This window comes from Cupriavidus sp. KB_39 (assembly GCF_052114485.1).
In the GTDB taxonomy this organism is placed as follows: domain Bacteria; phylum Pseudomonadota; class Gammaproteobacteria; order Burkholderiales; family Burkholderiaceae; genus Cupriavidus.
Genome location: NZ_JBFREV010000001.1, coordinates 206,738 through 229,363, shown reverse-complemented (window position 1 = coordinate 229,363; position 22,626 = coordinate 206,738). Strand labels below are relative to the sequence as shown.

20 protein-coding genes are annotated in these 22,626 nt (G+C 67.3%); 10 read left to right on the top strand and 10 right to left on the bottom strand.

Annotated elements, in window-relative coordinates:
• Positions 1–27: 27 nt before the first annotated feature.
• A complete protein-coding gene (locus AB4Z27_RS01015) occupies positions 28–1,647 on the bottom strand; it encodes a methyl-accepting chemotaxis protein (protein WP_441592844.1) in 1,620 nt (539 codons plus the stop codon).
• A 287-nt stretch (positions 1,648–1,934) separates the two neighbouring features.
• Here AB4Z27_RS01015 and AB4Z27_RS01010 point away from each other — a divergent pair, with 287 nt between their 5' ends.
• On the top strand, positions 1,935–3,260 hold the full coding sequence (locus AB4Z27_RS01010; protein WP_092294498.1) for a putative bifunctional diguanylate cyclase/phosphodiesterase: 1,326 nt from the start codon (positions 1,935–1,937) through the stop codon (positions 3,258–3,260).
• 216 nt (positions 3,261–3,476) lie between these two features.
• Positions 3,477–6,041: a DUF6600 domain-containing protein gene (locus AB4Z27_RS01005; RefSeq protein WP_441643778.1), complete on the top strand. Its 2,565-nt coding sequence runs from the start codon at positions 3,477–3,479 to the stop codon at positions 6,039–6,041.
• A 150-nt stretch (positions 6,042–6,191) separates the two neighbouring features.
• Here AB4Z27_RS01005 and AB4Z27_RS01000 read toward each other — a convergent pair whose 3' ends face one another.
• The 5 genes from AB4Z27_RS01000 to AB4Z27_RS00980 are packed head-to-tail and all read right to left on the bottom strand — an operon-like array spanning position 6,192 to position 10,771.
• Positions 6,192–7,364 carry an ABC transporter substrate-binding protein gene (locus AB4Z27_RS01000; RefSeq protein WP_092294500.1) on the bottom strand — a complete coding sequence of 391 codons (1,173 nt, stop codon included), beginning with the start codon at positions 7,362–7,364 and terminating at the stop codon, positions 6,192–6,194.
• A 50-nt stretch (positions 7,365–7,414) separates the two neighbouring features.
• The gene (locus tag AB4Z27_RS00995; protein WP_092294502.1) at positions 7,415–8,122 is read right to left on the bottom strand and encodes an ABC transporter ATP-binding protein; all 708 of its coding nucleotides are present in this window, start codon (positions 8,120–8,122) and stop codon (positions 7,415–7,417) included.
• Positions 8,109–8,873: an ABC transporter ATP-binding protein gene (locus tag AB4Z27_RS00990; RefSeq protein WP_092294504.1), complete on the bottom strand. Its 765-nt coding sequence runs from the start codon at positions 8,871–8,873 to the stop codon at positions 8,109–8,111. Before AB4Z27_RS00990 ends, AB4Z27_RS00995 begins: the two co-directional genes overlap by 14 nt.
• Complete coding sequence (locus AB4Z27_RS00985) at positions 8,866–9,897, bottom strand: branched-chain amino acid ABC transporter permease (RefSeq protein ID WP_441643777.1); 1,032 nt, start codon at positions 9,895–9,897, stop codon at positions 8,866–8,868. Before AB4Z27_RS00985 ends, AB4Z27_RS00990 begins: the two co-directional genes overlap by 8 nt.
• 10 nt (positions 9,898–9,907) lie before the next feature.
• Positions 9,908–10,771 (bottom strand): branched-chain amino acid ABC transporter permease, encoded by an 864-nt coding sequence (locus tag AB4Z27_RS00980; RefSeq protein WP_092294508.1) that lies wholly within the window; start codon positions 10,769–10,771, stop codon positions 9,908–9,910.
• Between the two features lie 634 nt (positions 10,772–11,405).
• Here AB4Z27_RS00980 and AB4Z27_RS00975 point away from each other — a divergent pair.
• Both AB4Z27_RS00975 and AB4Z27_RS00970 read left to right on the top strand, forming a co-directional pair.
• On the top strand, positions 11,406–11,885 hold the full coding sequence (locus AB4Z27_RS00975; RefSeq protein ID WP_092294510.1) for a carboxymuconolactone decarboxylase family protein: 480 nt from the start codon (positions 11,406–11,408) through the stop codon (positions 11,883–11,885).
• A gap of 4 nt (positions 11,886–11,889) precedes the next feature.
• Positions 11,890–12,294 (top strand): cupin domain-containing protein, encoded by a 405-nt coding sequence (locus AB4Z27_RS00970; protein ID WP_092294512.1) that lies wholly within the window; start codon positions 11,890–11,892, stop codon positions 12,292–12,294.
• A 74-nt stretch (positions 12,295–12,368) separates the two neighbouring features.
• Here the strand turns inward: AB4Z27_RS00970 and AB4Z27_RS00965 are convergent, their stop codons facing one another.
• Complete coding sequence (locus AB4Z27_RS00965; RefSeq protein ID WP_143093890.1) at positions 12,369–12,593, bottom strand: hypothetical protein; 225 nt, start codon at positions 12,591–12,593, stop codon at positions 12,369–12,371.
• Between the two features lie 109 nt (positions 12,594–12,702).
• A complete protein-coding gene (locus tag AB4Z27_RS00960) occupies positions 12,703–13,956 on the bottom strand; it encodes an MFS transporter (RefSeq protein WP_441643776.1) in 1,254 nt (417 codons plus the stop codon).
• Positions 13,957–14,234: 278 nt separating this feature from the next.
• On the opposite strand from AB4Z27_RS00960, the gene AB4Z27_RS00955 reads away from it, so the two are divergent.
• Both AB4Z27_RS00955 and AB4Z27_RS00950 read left to right on the top strand, forming a co-directional pair.
• Positions 14,235–15,182, top strand: coding sequence for a Bug family tripartite tricarboxylate transporter substrate binding protein (locus AB4Z27_RS00955; RefSeq protein WP_441643804.1), 948 nt, complete (start codon positions 14,235–14,237; stop codon positions 15,180–15,182).
• A 99-nt stretch (positions 15,183–15,281) separates the two neighbouring features.
• On the top strand, positions 15,282–15,968 hold the full coding sequence (locus AB4Z27_RS00950; protein ID WP_092294518.1) for a GntR family transcriptional regulator: 687 nt from the start codon (positions 15,282–15,284) through the stop codon (positions 15,966–15,968).
• 33 nt (positions 15,969–16,001) lie between these two features.
• Here AB4Z27_RS00950 and AB4Z27_RS00945 read toward each other — a convergent pair whose 3' ends face one another.
• Together AB4Z27_RS00945 and AB4Z27_RS00940 are read right to left on the bottom strand one after the other, a co-directional pair.
• Complete coding sequence (locus AB4Z27_RS00945) at positions 16,002–16,985, bottom strand: Bug family tripartite tricarboxylate transporter substrate binding protein (protein ID WP_369823418.1); 984 nt, start codon at positions 16,983–16,985, stop codon at positions 16,002–16,004.
• A 43-nt stretch (positions 16,986–17,028) separates the two neighbouring features.
• Complete coding sequence (locus AB4Z27_RS00940) at positions 17,029–18,219, bottom strand: CaiB/BaiF CoA transferase family protein (RefSeq protein WP_092294522.1); 1,191 nt, start codon at positions 18,217–18,219, stop codon at positions 17,029–17,031.
• A 191-nt stretch (positions 18,220–18,410) separates the two neighbouring features.
• Here AB4Z27_RS00940 and AB4Z27_RS00935 point away from each other — a divergent pair, with 191 nt between their 5' ends.
• The 4 genes from AB4Z27_RS00935 to AB4Z27_RS00920 all read left to right on the top strand — a co-directional run bounded on the left by AB4Z27_RS00935 (position 18,411) and on the right by AB4Z27_RS00920 (position 22,619).
• Positions 18,411–19,391, top strand: coding sequence for a quinone oxidoreductase family protein (locus AB4Z27_RS00935; RefSeq protein WP_441643775.1), 981 nt, complete (start codon positions 18,411–18,413; stop codon positions 19,389–19,391).
• 15 nt (positions 19,392–19,406) lie between these two features.
• Positions 19,407–20,159 (top strand): glutathione S-transferase family protein, encoded by a 753-nt coding sequence (locus AB4Z27_RS00930; protein ID WP_441643774.1) that lies wholly within the window; start codon positions 19,407–19,409, stop codon positions 20,157–20,159.
• Positions 20,160–20,175: 16 nt separating this feature from the next.
• On the top strand, positions 20,176–20,934 hold the full coding sequence (locus tag AB4Z27_RS00925; RefSeq protein ID WP_441643773.1) for an enoyl-CoA hydratase/isomerase family protein: 759 nt from the start codon (positions 20,176–20,178) through the stop codon (positions 20,932–20,934).
• 65 nt (positions 20,935–20,999) lie between these two features.
• Positions 21,000–22,619, top strand: a complete 1,620-nt coding sequence (locus tag AB4Z27_RS00920; protein WP_441643772.1) for a carboxylesterase/lipase family protein — start codon at positions 21,000–21,002, stop codon at positions 22,617–22,619.
• Positions 22,620–22,626: the final 7 nt, after the last annotated feature.

Genomic DNA, 22,626 nt, shown 5'->3' with positions numbered 1-22,626 from the left:
GGGACATGCGCGTCGCGGAGCCCGCGCTCACACCTTGAAGCGGGAGACGCCGCTGCGCAGTTCGTTGGCCACGAGGGTCAGCTCGTCGATGGCCTGGCTCGACTGGCGCAGCGACTCCACGGTCTGCTGCGCGGCTTCGGACAGCTGCATCAGCGCCTGGTTGATCTGTTCGGCGCCGCCGGCCTGCGCCTGCATGCCCTCGTTCACCATCTGCACGCGCGGCGCCAGYGACTGCACCTGGCCGATGATCTGGGAAAGCTGGTCGCCCACCTGGGTCACCTCGGACATGCCCCGGCGCACTTCCTCCGAGAACTTGTCCATGCCCATCACCCCGGCCGAGACGGCCGACTGGATCTCGCGCACCATCTGCTCGATATCGTAGGTGGCCACGGCGGTCTGGTCCGCCAGACGCCGGATCTCGGTCGCCACCACGGAAAAGCCGCGCCCGTACTCGCCGGCCTTCTCGGCCTCGATGGCGGCGTTCAGGGACAGCAGATTGGTCTGGTCCGCCACGCGGGCGATGGTGGTCACCACCTGATTGATATTGCCGGCGCGCTCGTTGAGCGTGGCCAGCCGGGCGTTGACCGAGCCGGCGGCCTCCATCACATGGTGCATGGTCGCCTCCATGCGCGACAGCCCGACCTGCCCGGTGCCCGCCAGCCCGGCGGTCTGCTCGGCGGCATGGGAGACTTCGCCCATTGTCCGCACGAGGTCACGCGAAGTGGCCGAGATCTCGCGCGAGGTAGCGCCGATCTGGGTCGTGGTGGCGGCGGTCTCGGTGGCCGTAGCCTGCTGCTGGCGGGCGGTGGCGGCGATCTCGTTGACCGACGTGGTGACCTGGATCGCCGAGCGCTGCGCCTGCCCGACCAGCGTGGTCAGTTCGCCGGACATCTGGTTGAAGCCTTCCTCGACGGCMAGGAATTCGTCGCGCCGCCCCAGCGCCATGCGCTGGCGCAGGTCGCCGCCGCGCATGCCGGTCAGCAGCGAGACGATGCCGCCCATCGGCACGGTAATCGAACGCAGCAGCAGGTAGCCGCAGACCGCGGCCACTACCACCGCCAGCGTCAGCGCCACCTCGATACTCTTCTTGGCGCCATCCACGGCCTTGCTGATGTCGGTGGCGGCGCCGCTCGCGATGGCGTTGTTGTCGTCGACCAGGGATTGCAGCGCCTTGCGGCCGTCGAGCCAGACGTCGTGGGCCTGCCCGCGCAGGGCGGTCTCGGCGGTGGCGGTGTCGCGCCATTTGGTCGGGTCGAGGTAAAGTTGCGCAGCCTGGTCGTATCGTGCGTGAAGTTCCTTGAACGCCGCGAAACGGGCTCGATCGTCCGCGCGGACGATGGATGCTTCATACAGCTGTTCCATGCGGTGGAAACGCTGGGTGGCGTCCTGGTGCTGGGCCAGCAGGCGGTTGCGCGCGCCGGCGTCGTCGGTGGTCACGATCTGCCAGGCCAGCACGTAGAACTCGCCCCAGATGCCGCGCATGCCCGCGCTGTAGTTCAGGCCGGGCAGGGCATCGTTGCGCATGACATCGCTTTCATGCTCGATGGCGGACAGGCGGTTATAGGCGACCACGCCCATCAGCGCCATGACAAGGAGAATGAGGCTGAAACTCGCCAGGATGCGCGAGCGAATGGTCCAGTTGTTCACGGTCGGGTCCGCGTTGGTCTGCTTGAATGAGCCGCTGGCAGGATTCGCGGCGGGGCGCTATCCGCCGGAAGGCGGATGGCCTTGCGGGTGCGGCAGGCGTTTGCGGCGTAGGGTACTGTAAGCGCCCGGCGCTGACAACGTGGGAGGGTGCCGGGCAGCCGCCCGCCAGCCCGCGCCGTTGCGCGGTTGCGCCGCATTTCTGTACCGCTTGATTTTTCCATGGTTTTCGTCACACTTGCCAAATAGCTTGAGCGGGACATATGTTCATCACAACTGATAGGGCAGGGATGGTGGCCAGGTCGGAGGTACAGGCGACTGGCGCCTTGCCGCCGGCGGATCTCGATCCGCTGACCGGCGTGGTCGCTCGCCAGGCATACTTGACGCGACTGGAGGCGCGCCTGCGCAGCGAGGCGCCGCCACGCTTTGCTTTGCTGCTGGTGGGCATCGACGACTTTCGCGCCTTCAACGACATGCACGGGCATGCCGAGGGCGACGCCATTCTCCAGGGCGTGGCCCGGCGGCTGGCCGACGCCTCCCCGCGCGACGCCATCATCGGCCGCGTGGGCAGCGACGAGTTCGGCGTGCTGCTGACCTCCATTTCGGACCCGACGCTGGTGCGCCACGTGAGCGCCGCCATCCTGTCGATGCTGTCCGCCCCCTATGAAATGAACGGCCGCCGGCACCATGTGCTGGCCAGTATCGGCGCCTGCGTGATGCCGGCCGGYGGCGAGAATTCGTCCGATGTCCTGGCGGCGGCCAGCCTGGCGCTGGCCCGGGCCAAGCACGACGGCGGCCGGACCATCCGCTTCTTCAAGCCGCAGATGCGCACCGACGTGACCACGCGGCTGTCGCTGGTGCAGGCGCTGCGCGAGGCCTATGCCCAGCGCCAGTTCGAGTTGCTCTATCAACCCCAGGTGGATCTGCGCGATGGCCGCGTGGTGGGCGCCGAGGCGCTGATGCGCTGGCGCCACCCGACGCTGGGCCTGCTGACGCCCGCCGCTTTCATCGACGCCCTGGCGGCCAGCAGCGTGGCCGGCGACGTGGGCATGTGGCTGCTGCATACCGCCTGCGCCCAGGCGCGGGCGTGGTCGCTGACCTTCGCCGAACCGCCGCGCGTGGCCATCAACCTGTTCGCCGCCCAGCTATCGGAAAGCCGGCTGCTGACCGAGGTGCGCCACGTGCTGCGCGCGCTGGAGCTGCCGGCGAAGCTGCTGGAGATCGAAATCACCGAGACCATCGCCCTGCAGCAGGGCGACGATGTCTCCGACCAGCTCCAGGCCCTGCGCCGGGACGGCGTGACGCTGACCTGCGACGATTTCGGCACCGGCTACGCCTCCCTGAGCTTCCTGAAGACGTTCCCCGTGGACCGGCTCAAGATCGACCAGTCCTTTATCCGCAACGTCACCCACGACGATGTGGACGCCGCCATCGTCCGCTCGGTCATCAATGTGGGCGAAAGCCTGCGCATCGGCGTGGTGGCGGAAGGCGTGGAGACCGCCGAGCAGCGCGATTTCCTGCTCGCCAACCGCTGCATCGAGGCCCAAGGCTACTTCTATGGCCGCCCGATGCCGCCTGACCGGCTGACCGACTTCCTGCGCAACCAGCCGCGCTGAGCGTTTATGCTGCGTCGCAGCAAACCGGTCGTCCTGTCAGCATCTGCAAGACTTGTTTCCGCGCATATCCGCCCGACCTCAGGACGGTGCGGGGGAAATATGTGCTTACAAAGTCAGGTCCGCAAGTCGCGTTCCCTGCCGTTATCCGATATACGGTGACATTACGGCGACACCCGCCAAACGCGGTGGGTGTCCGGAACAGAGATGATTTGCACGATGCAACCCCTTAATCGCCTGGCGATTGCCCTGGCTGCCGCGCTGGCGGCGCACGGCCTGATGGCGCAGGCCCAGGATTACGCACCGCCCGGCTACGCGCAGGGCGCCCCGGACGGCTCCGTCCTCGGCAACCCCGACGCACTGGCGCCGAACGGGCAATATGCCGATCCGTCATCCCGGATCGCCACCCTGACCGATGCAGCCGGCGGCATCAGCTTCGCGCCGGCCGGCTCGGACGAATGGGCGGCCATCGGCCTGAACCGGCCCGTGACCACCGGCGACCGGCTCTGGGTSGATCCGGGCGGCCGGGCCGAAGTCCATGCCGGCACCACCACGGTGCGGCTGGGCGGCGGCACGGCCGCCAGCATCCTCAACCTCGACGACGACACCACGCAGGTCAAGCTCACGCAAGGCTCGCTGCAACTGCGCGTGCGCGCCCTGCCGCAGGGCCAGCAGGTGGAAGTCGATACGCCCAACCTCGCCTTCGTGCCCAATGAACCGGGCGATTATCGGATCGACGTCTCGCCCGATGGCAGCACCACGCTGGTCAGCATGCGCCACGGCAGCGCAGTCGTGTATGGGGATTCGCGCTCGGTCGAGCTGTCGCGCGGCCAGCGCATGCGCTTTGCCGGCACCGACCTTGCCGATGCCGGCGCGGGCGCGTACCCGCCGCCAGACGGCTTCGACCAATGGACCGCCGCCCGTGACGCCCGCGAGGACCAGTCCGTCGCCGCGCGCTATGTGCCGCGCGAGATGACCGGCTACGCCGCGCTGGATGATTATGGCGACTGGCAGCAGGACGCCGGCTACGGCGCGGTGTGGTTCCCGCGCGCGGTGCCGAGCGGCTGGGCGCCGTACAGCACGGGGCACTGGGCCTGGGTGGCGCCRTGGGGCTGGACCTGGATCGATGACGCGCCTTGGGGCTTTGCCCCGTCGCACTATGGCCGCTGGGCCCATTTCGGCAACCGCTGGGGCTGGGTGCCCGGCCCGGCCAGCGTGCGCCCGTACTACGCGCCGGCCGTGGTCGGCTTTATCGGCGGCAGCGCGGCCACTATCCGGATTGGCGGCGGCCCCGGGGTCGCCTGGTACCCGCTCGGGCCGCGCGATGTCTACCGGCCGGGCTATCGGGCCAGCCAGAACTATGTCTCGCGGATTAACTACGCCCCGATCCACCACTATGGGCGGGGCGGGGACGGCCGTGACCGGGACCGGGAGCGCTGGGTTAATCGCAACGTGCCGGGCGCCATCACGGGCATGCCGTCGCGCAATTTCGTCGAAGGCCGGCCTGTGCCGCGCGGGTCCCACCACGACGCGTGGCGGACCTTGCCGGTGGGCGAGGGCCGGGGCGCGCCGCCGATGGCGCCAGTCAAGCGTAGTTATATAGGCGAGGCGCCGACGCGTGCGCTGCCGCCGATGGCGCGGCAGGGGTTCGAGCGGCAGGCCATCGCCACGCACCTGCCGGGCCGTCCGGCGTTCGACGACCGGCGCCCGGGGCGCCCGCCGTCTCAACAGGCGGGGCAGGCCGATAGAGGTGATCGCGGTGACCGAGGGGGGCCGGGCGGCCAAGGTGGACAGGGCCGGCCGGACGTGCGCCTGACCGAGGCCGCGCTGGCAGCCCGCCATCGTGGCGGCGATCCGAGCCGTGACGGCGCGCCGCGCGGCTTCGTGAACCCGGTGCAGGGTGGCGCCCAGCGTCCCGACGACAATCCGCGCGACAACGGCAGGAACTGGAGCACACGCCCGGACCAGATGCGCGGCGTGCCGCCCGAGGCCCAACGCCAGCAACAGGCCGTGCAGCGCCAGCAGTTCGAGCAACAACGGCAGTTGGGCGAGCAGCAGCGGCAATCGGCCGATTTCCAGCAACGCCAGCAGCAGGCGCTACAGAATCAGCGCCAGGAGCAGCAGCGGCAATTGCAGGAGCAGCAGCGCCAGGGGCAGGATCTGCAGCGGCGCCAGCAGTACGACCAGCAGCGTATGGCGCAGGAGCAGCAGCGCCAGCTTCAGGACCAGCAGCGCGAAGCGACCCAGCGCCGTCAGTTCGACCAGCAGCGGGCGCAGCAGGAGCAGCAGCGCCAGCAGCAGGACCAGCAGCGCGAGGCGATGCAGCGCCACCAGTTCGACCAGCAACGGGCGCAGCAGGAGCAACAGCGCCAGCAGCAGGATCAGCAGCGGCAGCAGCGCCAGCAGTTCGAGCAGCAACGCGCGCAGCAGGAGCAGCAACGCCAGCAGATGGAACACCAGCGGGCCGCGCAGGAGCAACAGCGCCAGCAGATGGAGCACCAGCGCCAGGCTGCGCAACAGCAGCGGCAGGCGCAGGAGCAGCAGCGCGCGCAGCAGGACCAGCAGCGCCAGCAGATGGAGCAGCAGCGTCAGGCCCAGCAGCAGCGGCAGGCCCAGGACCAGCAGCAACGGGCGCAGCAGCAACAGCAACAGCAGCAGGAACGCCAGCGGCAGTTCCAGCAGCAACAGCAGCAGCAACAACAGCGCGGCCAGAATGAGCCGGGTGACCGGGGCGGCCACGGCAACCGCGGGGCGATGCAGGCGCGCAACGACGATCGGCGCTAACCCGCGCGACGCGCACCAAAGACAAAGGGCGTCCGGAGCCACCGGACGCCCTTCGCTTTCTCTCCACATTTCACGCCGGCTGTGCCGCCGGCTGGTACCGCCTTGCTACGCCTTCTCCCTCCGTAGAAGCCTGTTGCTGCGCCGCCTGGCTTACTTCGCCAGTTCCGACAGGCGCACCGGTGCGATCTTGCCGTTCTGGACCCAGCCGACCACGGTGTCCGCCACCGAGCCGCCCTTGGCGTCGATGCCCTCCACCTCGTTCGGGTTCACGTCCTTCGGCAGGGCCTTGACGGCCTCCGGAATCTTGGCGCGGATGGCCGCCGAGTCGGTGGTCGTGCCGGCCAGCTTCATCGCATTGGCCAGCGCCCACGTCATCGTGTAGTTCAGGGACATCTCCGTGGTGGCATCGCGGCCATCATGGAGCTTCTTGTACTTGGCGTTGTAGGCCTGCGCGGCCGGGCGCGTGTCGTTGACCAGCGGCATCACGCCGATCGAGCCCTCGAGCATGCCGAGCCCGTTGGTGACCTTGGCCATCTCGTCCATCTTGGCCTGGTCCATGACGATGAAGCCGCCCTTGAAGCCCAGCTCGCGCGCCTGCTTGACGACCAGCGCGGTCGGCTCCGAGGGGCCGCCCACGAACATCACGTCCGGCTTCTCGGCGATTGCGCGCGACACGCCGGTGTAGAAGTCGGTCGCCTTGGTGTACGACATCGGGTTGTTGCCCACGATCTTGCCGCCGGCGCCTTCCCAGGCCGGCACGAAGGCCTGCACCCATGCCTTGGCGTAGTCATGGTCGGCCGGCACCAGTGCCACGTTCTTGCCGTAGCGCTTCATCTGGGCCTTGATAAACGGCTCGATATAGCCGGTATAGGCCGGCGGGATGCGGATGGTCAGCTTGTTGCCGGCATCGGTGATGCGCGGCACGCTCGAGTAGGCCATGACCAGGAACTTCTCCTGCTCGTTGAAGGCCTGCAGCGCGAAGATGCCGCCCGAATGCGGCACGAAGACGGCCGGGGTCTTGTGCTGCTGCACCAGGCGGCGGGCGTTGATGGCGGCCTCGGCCGGCGCGTACTTGTCGTCCAGCGCCACCACTTCCAGCTTGACCTTCTTGCCGTTGACGGCCAGGCCCTGCGCGTTGATCTCGTCCACGGCCATCTGGATGCCAGACAGCACGTTCTTGCCATACAGCGCGGCGCCGCCGGAGAGCGGGCCAGTGTAGCCAATCTTGACCACTTCCTGCGCGAGCGCGGGCGTGGCGGCGAAGAGCGCGGCCACGGCGCATGCGGCCAGCGGGAAGAAACGACCCATCGTCTTGTGCTGCATTGCTGTCTCCTTTTTGGATTTGGTACTGCGCTTGTCTGGTGTTGTTCGATCTACCCGCCGATGTAAGCCTTCCGAATGCCTTCGTCCTTGAGCAGCGACTCCCGGTCGCCTTCCATCACGATCCGGCCGCTCTCGATCACGTACGCSCGRTGCGCGATGCCGAGGGCGGCGTAGGCGTTCTGCTCGGCCAGCAGCACCGTGGTGCCGGCGCGGTTGATGCGCTGGATCACCTCGAACATCTGCTTGACCACCAGCGGCGCCAGCCCCAGCGACGGCTCGTCCAGCAGCAGCGCACGCGGGCGGCCCATCAGCGCGCGGCCCAGCGCCACCATCTGCTGTTGCCCGCCGGACAGCGAGCCCGCCGGATCGTCCTTCTTCTGGCGCAGGATCGGGAACATCTCGAAGACTTCCTCGAGCGTCTCCCGGATGCCCGCGCTGTCGCGGCGGTGCACGTAGGCGCCCAACGTCAGGTTCTTCTGCACGCTCATCGCCGGAAACAGCTTGCGGCCTTCGGGGCAGTGCACCAGCCCGGCCTGCACGATCTGCGACGGCTTCATGCCGGACAGCTCGCGGCCATCGAAGCGCATGCTGCCGCCGCTGGTGCGATGGATGCCGCTCATCGCCAGGAAGATCGARCTCTTGCCCGCGCCGTTGGCGCCGAGCAGCACCACCAGTTCRCCGGCCTTGGCGTGCAGCGAGACGTTGTCCAGCGCACGGAAGCTGCCGTACGACAGCGAGACGCGTTCAAGCTGCAACATGGTCGGCTCCCAGATAGGCTTCGATGACGCGCGGGTCCTGCTGGACCTGCGCCGGCGTGCCTTCGGCGATCTTCTCGCCGTAGTTGAGCACCATGATCTTGTCGGCCAGCCGCATGATCATGTCCATCTTGTGTTCGATCAGGCAGACGGTCTTGCCGTGCCGCACCATCTTGCGGATCAGTTCGGCCAGCCCCACGGTTTCCTCGGGGTTCACGCCGCCGGCCGGTTCATCGAGCAGCAGCAGTTCGGGGTCCGTGGCCAGCGCCAGCGCGAATGCCACGCGCTTGCGGGCTTCCTGGGTGATGTCGGCGGCCACCTCATGGGCCAGATGCGTCAGGCCGACGAAGTCGAGCGCCGCCTCGGCCTTCTCGCGGCACAGCCGCTCTTCCTGGCGCAGGCGCCGGGAGTTGAACAGCACGTCGGCCAGCCCCGACGACGTGCGCAGCCGGTGGCCGACGATCAGGTTGTCGAGCACCGTCGCGCGGTCGAACAGGGCCGTGGCCTGGAACGTGCGCGCCACGCCGAGCCGGGCGATCTGGTCCGCGCGCAGGCCGGCCACGTCCTGCCCCTTGAACAGGATCTGGCCAGAACTCGGCGCGTGCGTGCCGGCAATCAGGTTGAAGAAGGTGGTCTTGCCGGCGCCATTCGGGCCGATGATCGCGTTGATATGGCCGGCTTCGAACGCCACGGACACGTCGTGCACCGCGGTCAGCCCGCCGAATTTCTTGGTGAGGTTGCGGATCTCAAGCATTCTCGGCTCCGGGGCGGGTGGTCGGGACGGGTGGCTGCACGTTGCCGGGGCGCGCGGCGGCATGCTGGCCACGGCGTGCGGCGGCGGCGCGGCGGGCCTGCTTCTTCAGGTACGAGCCGACGATGCCATCCGGGAAGAAGATGATCAGCAGGATCAGCACCGGGCCGAACACGAGCATGCGGTAGTCCTGCAGGAACTGGAGCGTCTGGGTGACCCAGGGCACCAGCACCGAGCCGAGCAGCGGTCCGAGCAGCGTGCCGGTACCGCCGACCAGCATCGCCATGACCATGTCGAACGTGACATCGGTACGGGCGATGTCCGGGCCCAGGAAGCGCACCTGCCCCGCGTAGAGTGCGCCGGCATAGCCGGCGAAGCCCACCGACAGCACGAACGACAGCACCTTGGTGCGCATCAGGTTGATGCCCAGCGCTTCGGCCAGCGCGTCGCTGTTGCGTACCGCCAGGAAGCTGCGGCCCAGCAGCGAGCTGACGATGCGATGCATGATGAACATGCCGATCACCAGGAAGGTCAGCACGAGGTAGTACTGCGCCGGCACGCTGTCGAAGGTGATCGGGCCGATGGCCGCCGGCACCGGAATGCCGATCAGGCCGACCGTGCCGTGCGTGAGGCCTTCCCACTTCTCGATCAGCAGGTAGATGATGTAGCCGACGCACATCGTGAAGATCGAGAAGTAATGGCCCTTGAGGCGCAGCGACACCACGCCCACCACGTAGCCGAACGCCATGCAGACCACGCCGGAGAGCGCGAAGGCGAGCCAGAACGGCAGTTGGTGGTCCACGGTCAGGATGCCCACCGTGTAGGCGCCAATCGCCATGAAGCCGCCGTGCGCCAGGTTGAGCTGGCCCGTATAGCCGGTCAGCAGGTTCAGGCCGAGCGTGGCGATGCCGTAGATGAACGCCAGCGTCATCACGGTCAGGAAGTAGCTGTTGGGCACGACCAGCGGAAACGCGATGGCGGCCGCCAGCAGCAGGGCCCAGCCGGTCTTTCCTTGCAGTGCTTTCATGGATCGCTCCTTACGCCGTCTTGGCGGCGAACAGGCCCTGCGGGCGGATGGACAGGATGATCACCAGCAGCATGAACGCGATGATGTCCTTGTAGTCGGTGGAGATATAGAAGCCGCCGAAGCTCTCGGCCATGCCGATGATCAGGCCGCCGACGATCGCGCCCGGGATGCTGCCCATGCCGCCGAGGATGATGATCACGAACGCCTTGGTGATGACCAGGTTGCCCATGCTSGGGTAGACGAGGTTGATCGGCGCGTACAGCGTGGCGGCGATGGCGGCGAGCGCGCCCGAGATGGCGAAGACCAGCAGGGTGACGCGCGTGGCGTCGATRCCGACCAGCGCGGCACCCTCGCGGTTCTGGGCCATCGCCATGATCGTGGAGCCGGTGACCGTGCGCGTCAGGAACAGGTGCAGCAGCACCATCAGGCCGAACGCGGCGACGATGATCAGCAGGCGCTGCATCGGCGCGGTGAGGCCGAGGAACTCCACCATCTGGCCGTACGGCGTGGGCATGCGGTGGAAGTCCGCGCCCCACAGCGCCTGCGCGCCGGCTTCCAGGAACAGCAGGATGCCGATGGCGGCAATCATGTCGTGGATCTCGGGCGCGTTGCGCAGSGGATGAAACACCAGGCGGTCCGCCAGCATCGACAGAACGGCCACCACGGCCGCGGCGGCCAGCATCGCCAGCCAGTAGTTCAGGCCCAGCGTGGTCATGGCGTAGTACGACACATAGGCACCGGCCATGTACAGCGCGCCATGCGCGAAGTTCGGCACGTGCAGGATGCCGTAGACCAGCGTGAGCCCCAGCGCCACCAGGCTATACACGCCGCCCAGCGTCAGGCCGTTGAGAAACTGTTGGAAAAACAATGCCACGGGATTACCTCGTACGGTTCGCGAAACAAGGTGCGCGCCGGCGCGGGACCGGGGCGCGTGGAGGTGCGTTGCCGTTGGGGCGGCAGCGCGGGCCGGATCGGCGTTGCGTCAGCCTGACCGGCGCGGATGCTGGGGGTTCAGCGCTGTCGCGGGGTGGCCGTCGATGTGGCGGGCAAGCGCGGCCAGCCTGGCGCTGGTGCCGCGTGTCGGTTGTCTTGCATGTGTTGTCTCCTTGCGTTGCCGCGCCAGGTGGCGCGCCACTCTCCTGGAACCCGGCAGGGCCGAGGGTCCGGTGACGCCGTGTCGTTGCCGCGAATCCTGTCTCCCGCAGCGGGGCAGTGGAGGCGGTTCGCGTTCTAGCACGGTCGTTCGTTTTCAGCGAATTTGCATGGCGATTCGACCAGCGTCAAGCAATCGGGCGATGCATTCCGCTGTGCGAAATACGCATCCCGCGCCAGTGCTTGGGGTCTTGGTGTTATCCCTGATTCTTTGGGGGTAAACGGGGGGCGGCGTGCGCTGCCGTGGGCATGCGGATTGATGCCTGACGGGAAACACTGTGCGCGCCGAGTCGGTCTGGCGTGGGGTCCACGCGCCACCTACCATGGTCTCAGGCATCGACCACAGGAGAAACGTCATGACCCAACGTACGAACTACTTCCAGCAATCCCCGGAACTGACCAAGAAGCTCATCGAGTTCGGGGCCCTGTTCCAGAAGACCACGATCGAGGCACCGATCCACGAGCTCGTCGAGATTCGCGCGTCGCAGCTCAATGGCTGTGCGTTCTGTGTCGACATGCACATCAAGATGGCCAAGATCCACGGCGAGCGGGAACTGCGCCTGCACCACGTGGCGATCTGGCGCGAATCGACGCTCTTCTCGCCGCGCGAACGCGCCGCGCTGGCTTGGACCGAAGCGCTGACCCACCTTGCCGCCGACGGCGTGCCCGACGCTATCTACGAGCGCGTGCGCACCCAGTACAGCGAAAAGGAACTGTCGGATCTGACCTTCCTGGTCGGGGCCATCAATGCCTGGAACCGCCTGAACGTGGCGTTCCGCATGGTGCCCGGTTCCTCGGACAAGGCGTTCGGACTCGACAAGGCCAACCTGGAGTAATGCCATGAAGACAGTCGCATCCGTTGCTGCAACCCTGATGCTGTCGTGCCTGATGGTGGCCGGGCCGGCAGCCGCCGCGCCGCAGGCCAGCGTCAAGCAGTTGATGACGAAGCCGTTGCCCGAGTATCCGGGCAAGGAAGGCGAGATGATCGTCGTGGACTATCCGCCGGGCGCCGTGGATCCCGTGCATCGTCATGATGCGCACGCCTTCGTCTATGTGCTGGAGGGCAGCATCATCATGGGCCTGAAGGGCGGCAAGGARGTCACGCTCAAGGCGGGCGATACCTTCTACGAAGGCCAGAACGATATCCACACGGTCGGGCGCAACGCCAGCAATACCGAGCCGGCGAAGTTCGTGGTGTTCCTGATCAAGAAAAAGGGCGCGCCGATCCTGACGCCGGTGAAGTAACCGGACAGGGGCCTCCGCGCGTCCCCGTCAACGTCATCTGACTTGGCAACATTTGCCTGCCCCGGACCCATCCCCTAGGGGGTCGTGCGTTTGGGGCGGGTGTCGTGCACGGTGGAGGGCGGCGGGTACACGTCGTCGCTCGCGGCGATGGGCTCGCGCGGGGGCGGGGGCGTGGAGGAGGTGTCCCGGGGCGGCGTGTCGCAGCCGGCCACGCCAAGCCCGAGCAGGGTAATGAGAATGCATCCGGCCAACGCGCTGCCCAGGGCGCGGCCAGGACGGGGATCTCGGTGRTAGGCCATGAATGGTCCCGGTGAATGTGCTGTCTTCCAGCATAGACCACCGGTGTTGCCTGCGGATGACTTGTGAGTGCGAACCGATTCWGCCCGTCCCTGGGGCTGACATGCCGGTTCAGCGCGCCTTGGCCCAGCGATCGAACACGGCGCAGGCGAGCAGCAGGGCGCTGGTAACAAAGAACACCGCGCGCATGCCAAGGTGCACGCTGATCTGCGCGCCGATCAACGGCCCGATCACCTGCCCGGAGAACTGCGCGGATTGCAGGTAGCCGAGCATCTTGCCGGACTGGTGCTCCTTGACGGCCTGGCGTACGAGCTTGCCGATGGCGGGGAGCAGCCCGGCGAGCGCCATCCCCATTACGCCGCGCAGCGCGGCCAGCGTCCACCAGTTGGTCACGAACGCCTGGGGAATCAGGACAAGGGCGGTGGCCACAAGGCAACCGATGATGACATGCCAGGCACCGACGCGGTCGGCCAGCGCCCCTAGCCGCGAGGCCGTCAGTACGCTGCCAAATGCCGAGCAGGCCATGACGATGCCGGCCACCGTGGCCAGCCGGTCGTGCGGTACATCGAGTTGTCCGATATAGACGGTGATGATTGGCTCGATCGACATATTGGCCAGCAACACCATCGCCGCGGTCACCAGCAAGGCCGGCAACGCGAAGCGATGCGCGCTGCGGGTAGCACCGTCGGAGGGCACGGRTTGGCTGGCGGCCTTCGGCGGACGTGTGAAATCCTCGCGCACGCCAAAGATCGTCAGCAGCGCCGCCACGCCGATCATGGCGCCGCCGGCGAAGAACGTGCCGCGAATCCCGATCAGGTTCGGCAGCAGGCCCCCAATGAGCGGGCCGACCAGATTACCCGTCAGCGCACCGGTGGACAGCACGCCGAGCGCCCAGCCCGCCCGCTCGGGCGGCGCCTGCGTGCCGATCATCACGGTGGCCGCCGACGCATAGCCGCCGATCAACCCCGCAGCGAAGCGCAGCGCAACGAGTTCATAGACGTTGTGGGCCAGCCCGATCATCGACATCACGATGGCCATGCCCACCGCGGCGCGTACCAGCATCGGCTTGCGCCCGAAACGGTCGGCCAGCTTGCCCCACAGGGGCGCGGTCACGGCGGTCGCAAGGAACGTGATGCCGAACGCCACGCCTGACCACTGCACCACTTCGTCCTGCGACGTCACGCCGAGTTGCTCCACGTACAACGGCAAGAACGGCAGCAGCATGCTGAGGCTGACCAGCGTGGTGAAGGAGCCGAAGACGGCAACCGCCAGATTCCGTTGCCAGTAAGCGGCATTGCGGCCGACGTAGCTGTCAGTCGGGTGCCGGGTTGCGGGAGAGGGGAGGGAGGGGGCGGATTCAGTCATTGCGGCGGACGTCTGCGATCGGTGGGGGGCACGGGCCCAATCTAGCTGCCCGGCGCCGAGCGAAGAAGACACATCGCGGATCAACAGTTTTGTGCGTTGGTAAAGAATGCGGCGCGCCGGCCCCCCCGATGGCCGGATATCGAACACCACTTGCGCGGCGCTCGTTGGTTTGGCCGTTGCGTCCCCCATAATGAGCCGCCGACTCGCGCGGCAATTCAAAGAAACAGAATCGGAGACAGCAATTGAGTATCAAGACACGCGCCACGGGCGCCGCACGCATGGCGGCCATCCTCATTGCGGGACTGGCCATCGGCCAGGGGGCGAGCGCAGCAGAATGGCCGACGAAGCCGATCAAGGTCATCGTTCCTTATACGCCGGGCGGGTCGACCGACACCGTGTCGCGCGTGGTGTTCGAGCGGGTCTCGCAGACCCTTGGCCAGCCCATCATCATCGAGAACAAGCCGGGCGCCAACAGCACGCTTGGCGTGGGTGTCGCGGCGCGTTCCGCGCCTGACGGCTATACGTTCGTGTCGGTGCTGGCCGCCTACAGCGCCAACATGTCGCTCTACTCGAAGCTGAGCTACAAGCCGTCTGACCTGGTGCCGGTGGCCGAGATGGCGGAACTGCCGCTGTTCCTGTTTGCCAGCAAGCGGCTGCCGGTAAAGACCGTCGGCGAACTCGTCGCCTATGGGCGCAAGAACCCGGACGCGCTGACCTTCGGCTCGAGCGGCGTTGGCAGCTCGGCGCACCTGACCGGCGAACGTCTGGCGATGGAGTCGAAGCTCAAGATGACGCACGTGCCCTACAACGGTAGCGCGCCGATCCTGCCGGCGCTGGTGTCTGGCGAGGTGTCGATTGCGTTCGATCCGCTGCTGGTGCCCATGCCCCACGTGAAGTCCGGCAAGATCAACGTGCTGGCTGTGGCGTCGGCAAAGCGCTGGCCCGGMGAACCGCAGATCCCSACCATGGAGGARTCYGGCTTCCCCGGGTTTGTCATGAGTTCGTGGACCGGCCTGCTGGCGCCGGCCGGCACGCCGCAGCCGGTGGTGGACCGCATGGCGAAGGCCATCGCCGCCGCCACYACCAGCCCCGAGGTATCGAAGAAGCTGACCGAGCTCGGCTTCGTGCCGGTCAGCGATACGCCGGAGGCCTTCCGCAAGCTGATCGAGCGCGACACGGTGCGGTACGGCGAGATCGTCAAGGCGGGGAAGATCTCGCTGGACTGAGTGGCGTCGCTTTTGTGCACATAGCGGGCAATTGCGCATACGCGGGCGGGCGCGGTAGTAGAATCGCGCCATCCCCACTCAGCGCGCTCGCAGTGTTCCATGTCCGATGAAAAGAAGAGCTTGTCCGAGACCATCCGTACGGCGATCGAGCAAGACATTCTGAGCGGGAAGTTGCCCAGCGGCACGCAGCTGGAGGAACAGCAGTTGCTCGCGCGCTTCAAGGTGTCGCGCACCCCGGTGCGCGAGGCGCTGATCCAGCTCGAATCCGCCGGACTGGTCGATCTGGTGCCGCGTCAGGGCGCCATCGTGGCATCGATCACGCTGCGCGAATACGTGGCGATGAGCGAGATCCTGGTGCAGTTGGAGTCGCTGGCCGCCCGGCTGGCGGCACGCCGCATTTCGGCGCCGCAGCGCAAGGCGATCCAGACGGCACTGGAGGCATGCCGGGCGGCTGCCGAGCAGGCCGATGGCGGGGCGTACCGCAAGGCCAACGACACGTTCCATCACATCATCTACGAAGCCAGCTGTAACGACATCCTGTCGCGCCAGATCCTCACCATGCGCGCACGGATGCGCGGCATGCGCGATCTGCGCTTCGAAAAGCCTGCGCGCATCCGCGCCTCGCTGGCGGAGCACGAGGAAGTGCTGGAAGCGATCCTGCGCGGCAGCGAGGACGCCGCCGCGGCSGCCATGGTGCGCCACATCGCCACGGGYGGCGATGTCTATGCGGACATGATCGCCTCGATGCCCGGCGACGGTGCGGGGCGGGGGCGTGGCCGGCGCTGATCGGCGCCGGGGCTCYTCATCGTCGGATCTTCGTCAATCAAGCTTCACGCCGGCCTGCACGATACGCTCCAGCGCATTGCGCCCATCGGCGGAGGCCCACGCGCCGAACTCCGCCGGCGATTCCGATAGCGACACTTCGCTGCCATTGGCGGCCAGCTTGGCGCGGATTTGCGGGTCGGCCATGACCTTGCGCGTGGCCGCGAAGATCTTGTCCCGAATCTCCGGGGGCAAGCCCGCCGGGCCATAGAGRCCGAACCAGAACGTGAAGTTGAACCCCGGGAGCCCGGTTTCGGCCAGCGATGGCAGGCCGGGCGCCACTTCGGACGGCTTCGGCGTCGTCACCCCAATCATCTTCACGACRCCTTGCGTGCCCATCGGCAACACCGAGGCGGCCGTCCCGAATGACATTTGCACTTCACCGGCTGCCACGGCCTGCAAGGCCGGCGCGCCGCCCTTGTACGGCACATGCGTCATGCGCACGCCCGTGGCTTTCTCGAACTGCAGCCCCGCCACGTGCGGCGAACCGCCAATGCCGGACGACGAGTAGTTGAAGCCGCCCGCATCGGCCTTCGCCTTGGCCACGAGCGCCTTGACGTCCGCGACACCCAGGTTCTTGTTGACGGCCAGGATCAACGGCGAGACGGTCAGGCGCGTGATGGGCGTGAAATCCTCCCCTTTGTAGCGCGCCTTGTAGAGCCGCTGGTCGATGCCATACAGCGTGGCCGTGGCCAACGCCAGCGTATAGCCGTCCGGCGGGGCGCTGGCCAATGCGGTGGAGGCCAGCGTGCTGCCCGCACCGGGCTTGTTATCGACGACGATGGTCTGTCCGAGTTGCTTGGACAAGGCTTCGCCGAAGATGCGCGCCACGTAGTCGGCCGCGCCGGCCGGCGTGTAGCCCACCAGCACGCGAATGGGGCGATTCGGGTAGTCGTCGGCCGCGAGCGCGGGCGAGGCGAACGTTGCCGCCAGCGCCGCCATCGCGAGTACGCGCCTGGCGCGCAAGTATCGAGGGTTCATCGCTTGTCTCCGCTTATTGTTTTGGCTTGTCGGGTGCGGCCGGTCACGCCGCGATATTGGCTTCACGCAATCGGCCGATGCGGGCATCGTCGTAGCCCAGGTCGCGMAGGATGGCGTCCGTATGGGCACCGGGGTCGGGCGCCGCGCTGAAGAATCGCTCGGGATGCGGCGCGGCGGAGAGGTTGATCGGCGAACGCAGCAGCGCCAGCGGTCCCAGTTCGGGGTGGTCGGCGGGGCGTGTCATGCGCAGGTGCTGGACCTGCGGATCCTCGAACGCCTGGCCGATATCGAAGACCGGGCCGCACGGCACGCCGACGGCGTTGAGCCTGTCCGTCAGCTCCGCAGCGGTGAACGCGGCTGTGCAATCGTTGATTGCCGCGTCGACCCGCTCGCGCTGTGCATTTCGCCCGGCGGCACTGTGCAGCGAGGTATCGGCCAACAGCGCATCCGCGCCGAGCGCCTGGCAGAAGTGGGTCCACATGCGGTCGGTGCTGGCGGCGATGTTGACGACGCCATCCTGGCATCGATACGTGCCCATCGGGGCCAGCGTGGGGTGCGCATTGCCTTGCTGCGTGGGCACCACGCCTTCCACCGTGTAGCGTGCGCCCTGGAAATCGAGCTTGTTCAGCATCGCCTCGATGAGCGAGGTGTGGACCCATTGGCCGCGTCCCGTGCGCTCGCGTTGCAGCAGCGCCAGCAGGATGCCTTGCCCCAGGAACATGCCGGCCGTGGTGTCCGAGATGGCGATACCCACGCGTAGCGGACCGTCCCCGGGCATGCCGGTCACSGAACTCAGTCCGCACATGCCCTGCACGATCTGGTCGAGCCCGGGGCGCTCGCAGTACGGGCCGTCCTGCCCGAATCCGGAAATGCTGGCCAGGATCACACGCGGGTTCAGCGCGCTCAGGCGTTCATAGGTCAGGCCCAGCCGCTCCTTCACCACGGAACGGAAGTTTTCCACCACCACGTCCGCGCGGCGCACCAGCGTGGCCAGGATCTCAGCCCCTTCGGGCGTCTTCAGGTCCAGGCAGAGGCTGCGCTTGTTGCGATGCAGATTCTGTTCGTCCGAGCCCCGGCGGCGCCCGGTGACCGAGCCGCGGTCGCGCGGCGGTGGCGGTTCGATGCGGATGACATCCGCCCCCCAGTCCGCCAGCAGCCGCACGGCAACCGGGCCGGCGCGGGCGATGGAAAGATCCAGGACGGTGTAGCCGGACAGCGGTGCGTCGTGAGTCATCGGTCCTCTTCGAGAATTCGTTATCGCCGGTAAAGTATACGAATAGGCAGSATAAATATACGTATACGGATTTACCATGATGCGACTTGACCGCACATGCGCTACGCTTCCCCCGGCCCACCTACGGCCAATAGGCCACTTTTTGCAGCGGARCCGGGCATACCCCCGCCGGCTTGGAGACCACAGACCGTATGCATACGAACGCAGTCCGTATAAGAAAGCATGGCGACGCCGACGTGCTCGAACTCGACGAAGTGCCGGTTGCTGCGCCCGCAGCCGCCGAAGTCCAGATCCGGCAATCGGCCATCGGCCTGAACTTCGCCGACATCTACCAGCGCAACGGCGCCCATGGCCCGCACACGCCGACGCCGTTTCCCATCACGTTGGGATCGGTCGGCGCGGGCATCGTCACGGCGGTCGGGCGGGAGGTGTCGGGCGTTGTGGTCGGGCAGCGCGTGGCGGCCATGTATCCGGGCGCGTATCAGGTCACGCGCAACGTGCCGGCCGATCGCGTCGTGCCGCTGCCGAACACGATTTCCGAGGAGGTGGCCGGCGCCACCCTGTTGCGGGGACTGACGGCCGAGTACCTGTTGCGGCGGCTGTATGTGGTGCAGCCCGGCGATGGGGTGCTGGTGCAYGCGGCGGCCGGCGGAATGGGCGTGCTGCTGTCGCAATGGGCGCGCTCGCTCGGCGCGACAGTGATCGGCACCGTGGGCAGCGAAGCCAAGCGCCGCGTGGCGCTGGACCACGGCTGCCATCACGTGATCTGCTATCGCGRCACGGATTTTGTCGCGGAAGTCATGGCGCTGACACAGGGCAAGGGTGTCGCCGTCGTCTACGACGCGGTCGGCAAGGACGTCTTCGTGCCATCGCTGCAATGCCTGAAGCCATGCGGGATGGCCATCAACTACGGTACCGCGTCCGGCGACGTGGAAGCATTCGACCTGCAGCTACTGCATGCGAAGTCGCTGATCGTGTCGCGGCCGACGCTGCGTACGTTCATCGCCGATGCGACGTCGCTACGTCGCGCGGCGCTGGCGCTTTTCTCGGCGGTGGAAGCAGGGCACCTGCGATTGGAGGTGGGGCAGCGCTTTGCCTTGTCCGACGTCCGGGAGGCCCATCGCAGCCTCGAAGGCCGCGCCACGACAGGCGCCACCGTGCTGATTCCCTGACCGGAGATCGCCCACATGAGACTGTTCCACGGCTGGTTATCCAGCGCGTCGCGCCGCGTGCGGCTGTGTATGGCGGAGAAGGGCGTCGATTACGAGAGCGTGCCTGTCGATCTGGCCGCGCAGGAGCATCATTCGCCGGCGTTCCTGGCGATGAATCCGAACGGCGTGGTGCCGGCGCTGGTGCTGGACGATGGCCGTTTCCTGTACGAAAGCGGCACGATCTGCGAATACCTCGACGACGYCCTGCCGCATCCCCCGCTGCGCCCGGCCGACCCGTATGCGCGGGCCACGATGCGCAACTTCGTCCGCTGGACCGACGACAAGCTGCTGCCTAACCTGCTGATCCTGAACTGGAGCATCGCGCTGCAGCCCGTGGCGTCGCAATGGAGCGATGCGGATCTGGCGGGGAAGCTTGCGCGCATCCCGACGCCGGAGCGGCGCGAAGCCTGGCGCCGTATCGCACGCAAGCCGTACTCGGACGAGGAGAAGCGCGCGGCGCTCGACGCCTTGCTGGCATTGCTGCCGMAGATGGCATCGATGCTCGACAACGGGCCCTGGCTGATGGGCCCACACTATTCGCTGGCCGATATCGCCGCGGTGCCGTTTATCGCGCGGATTGCCGAACTCGCGCCAGAGGCCATGGCGGCAGACCGCATGCCGRCGGTGGCCGACTGGTGGCAGCGCGTGCAGCAGCGTCCGGCCTTCGCGCAGGCGCGCATCGAACGATTCGACGTCGCGCTGCGAGCGCGAGAGACTACCCTTTCTTGATCCGGAGATTTGACGYATGGCTTCCGAAGGTTYGCTTCCCACGCTCGATATTGCCGCCCATGTGGCCACGCTGACGCTGCAGCGCCCCGATGTGGCCAACCGGCTGGGCCCTGACGATCTGCAGGCATTGCTGCAGCACATTGAAACCGTGAACGGCAGCGATGTCCGCGTGCTGATCCTGCGCAGCACGGGCAAGTACTTCTGCAGCGGCTTCGATATCGGCAAGCTCGCCGCCGGCCAGCGTGGCGCGGGCTTCGAGCCGCTGGTCAATGCGATGGAGGATTGCCGCGCGGTGACCATCGCCGAAATCCAGGGTGGCSTCTACGGCGGCGGCACGGACCTGTCGTTGGCGTGCGACTTCCGGCTCGGCACCGACGCCGTGGAGATGTTCATGCCAGCCGCGCGCCTGGGCCTGCATTTCTATGAGCGCGGCATGCGCCGCTACGTGACGAGGCTGGGCCTGAATGCCGCCAAGCGCCTGTTCCTGACCGCTGAACGGATCCAGGCRCCCGAGATGCTGGCGTGTGGGTTCCTGACCGAACTGCTCCCCGCGGATCAACTGCGCGAGCGTGCGGCGCAGTTGGCCGGGACCATCGCCGGGCTGGCGCCCATTGCCGTGCAGGGCATGAAGCGGCATCTGAACGCGATCGCGCGCGGAGACCTGGACACCGCGGCGCTTGCCGAGGACATCCGGCGCGCGACGCAATCGGAAGACATCCGCGAAGGCGCGCTCGCGTGGAAGGAAAAGCGCAAGCCAGCTTTTACGGGCAAGTAAGGTCGCATCACGCAGCAGACAAACACAAGACCAAAAGAAAGGGAGGGGCGATGGAGCACAAGGGAATGTCGCGCAGGCAGTGGCTGAAGTCGGCTGCCGTGCTGACGGCGGGGAGTGCGGTCACGGGAAGCGTGCGCGCGATGGCAGAAGATCCGGTGTTCTCGGTGGTCGAGACCGCCGATGGCAAGGTGCGGGGCCTGCGGTCAGGGGGCGTGCACGTGTTCAAGGGCCTGCGCTACGGCGCCGACACAGGCGGTGCCAACCGCTTCATGCCGCCGCAGCCGGTGGCGAAGTGGAGCGGCGTGCGCGATGCCACCGCCTACGGCAACTACGCGCCGCAGATGCCGGCCGACCGGCGCCGTGCCTACGCGGACCTGATCGCCTACGATCTGCAGCCGGGCGGCATGGGCGAAGACTGCCTGGTGCTGAACCTGTGGACGCCATCGCCCGCAAAGGCCGCGAAGCGGCCGGTGCTCGTGCATCTGCACGGCGGCGGGTTCTATGCGGGATCGGGCAATTCGCCGCAGTTCGACGGCGAGATGATGGCGCGCTTYGGCGACGTGGTGTTCATCACCATCAATCACCGGCTYGGYTCGTTTGGCTAYCTGAAYCTGGCCGAGGCCGGCGGCGAGCGCTATGCGCAGTCGGGCGCGGTGGGCATGCTCGATATTGTCGCGGCGCTGCGCTGGGTGCGGGAGAACGTGGAGTCGTTYGGYGGGGATCCGKCGCGCGTGCTGGTGTTTGGCCAGTCGGGCGGCGGCCTCAAGACCAGCACGCTGATGGCGATGCCGTCGGCGCAGGGGCTGTTTCATCGCGCTGGCGTCATGAGCGGTTCGGGCATTCGTGTGCTGACGGCGGCGCAGTCCACGGAGGTCGCGGCCAAGTACCTGTCCACGCTCCAGATCGGCAAGGGCTCGGTGGACCGACTGCATACGCTGCCGTTCGAGCAACTGCTGGCGGCGCAAATGCGCTTCGAAGCCGCAGACCGATTGAAGGGCGAGGCGCCACGCGCCTTCGCGCCGTCGATAGACGGTGTGGCGATTCCCCGCCATCCGTTCGATCCGGATGCGCCGGCCATCTCGTCGCAGGTGCCGATGATCATCAGCACGACGCTGGACGAGCGCGCGTACCGCCAGATCAATTTCGATCTCGACGATGCCGGGCTGCTGCGATTCGCGCAGACGCGCGTGGGCGACGAAGCGTCGCGTCTGGTGGCGATGTATCGGGATGAGGATCCGCGTGCCACGCCGTTCGTGCTGCAGGCGCGGATCGATACGGACATGACGTTCCGTCGCATCGCCCAGCTGCAGGCGGATCGCAAGGCCGCCGCGCACGCCAGTGGCAACAGCGCGCCGGTGTGGACATATCTGTGGAAGACGCCGAGCCCGGCTTACGGCGGCCGCTATGGCGCGCCGCATGGCGTCGATATCGGACCGAGTCTGCACGACATCCGCATGGGGCTGAACGGGCCGAGCGACACCAGCCTGCGTCTGGCCGATCAACTGGCCAGCGCCTGGGTCAGCTTCGCCGCGACGGGCGACCCCGCCAATGCCAAGACCCCGCAATGGCCAGCGTATTCGGCTACGCGGCGCACCACGTTGGTATTCGATGGCGAGGCCTCCGGCACCCGCGCGCAGGAGGATCCTCGCCGGGCGTTCCGGGAGTACTGGGCCGGGCGGCTGTAGGCCACCC

Excerpts from the sequence above, each read along its gene's own strand:
- AB4Z27_RS01000 (WP_092294500.1), bottom strand. The coding sequence starts at position 7,364 with ATGCAGCACAAGACGATGGGTCGTTTCTTCCCGCTGGCCGCATGCGCC.
- AB4Z27_RS00990 (WP_092294504.1), bottom strand. The coding sequence starts at position 8,873 with ATGCTTGAGATCCGCAACCTCACCAAGAAATTCGGCGGGCTGACCGCG.
- AB4Z27_RS00985 (WP_441643777.1), bottom strand. The coding sequence starts at position 9,897 with ATGAAAGCACTGCAAGGAAAGACCGGCTGGGCCCTGCTGCTGGCGGCC.
- AB4Z27_RS00975 (WP_092294510.1), top strand. The coding sequence starts at position 11,406 with ATGACCCAACGTACGAACTACTTCCAGCAATCCCCGGAACTGACCAAG.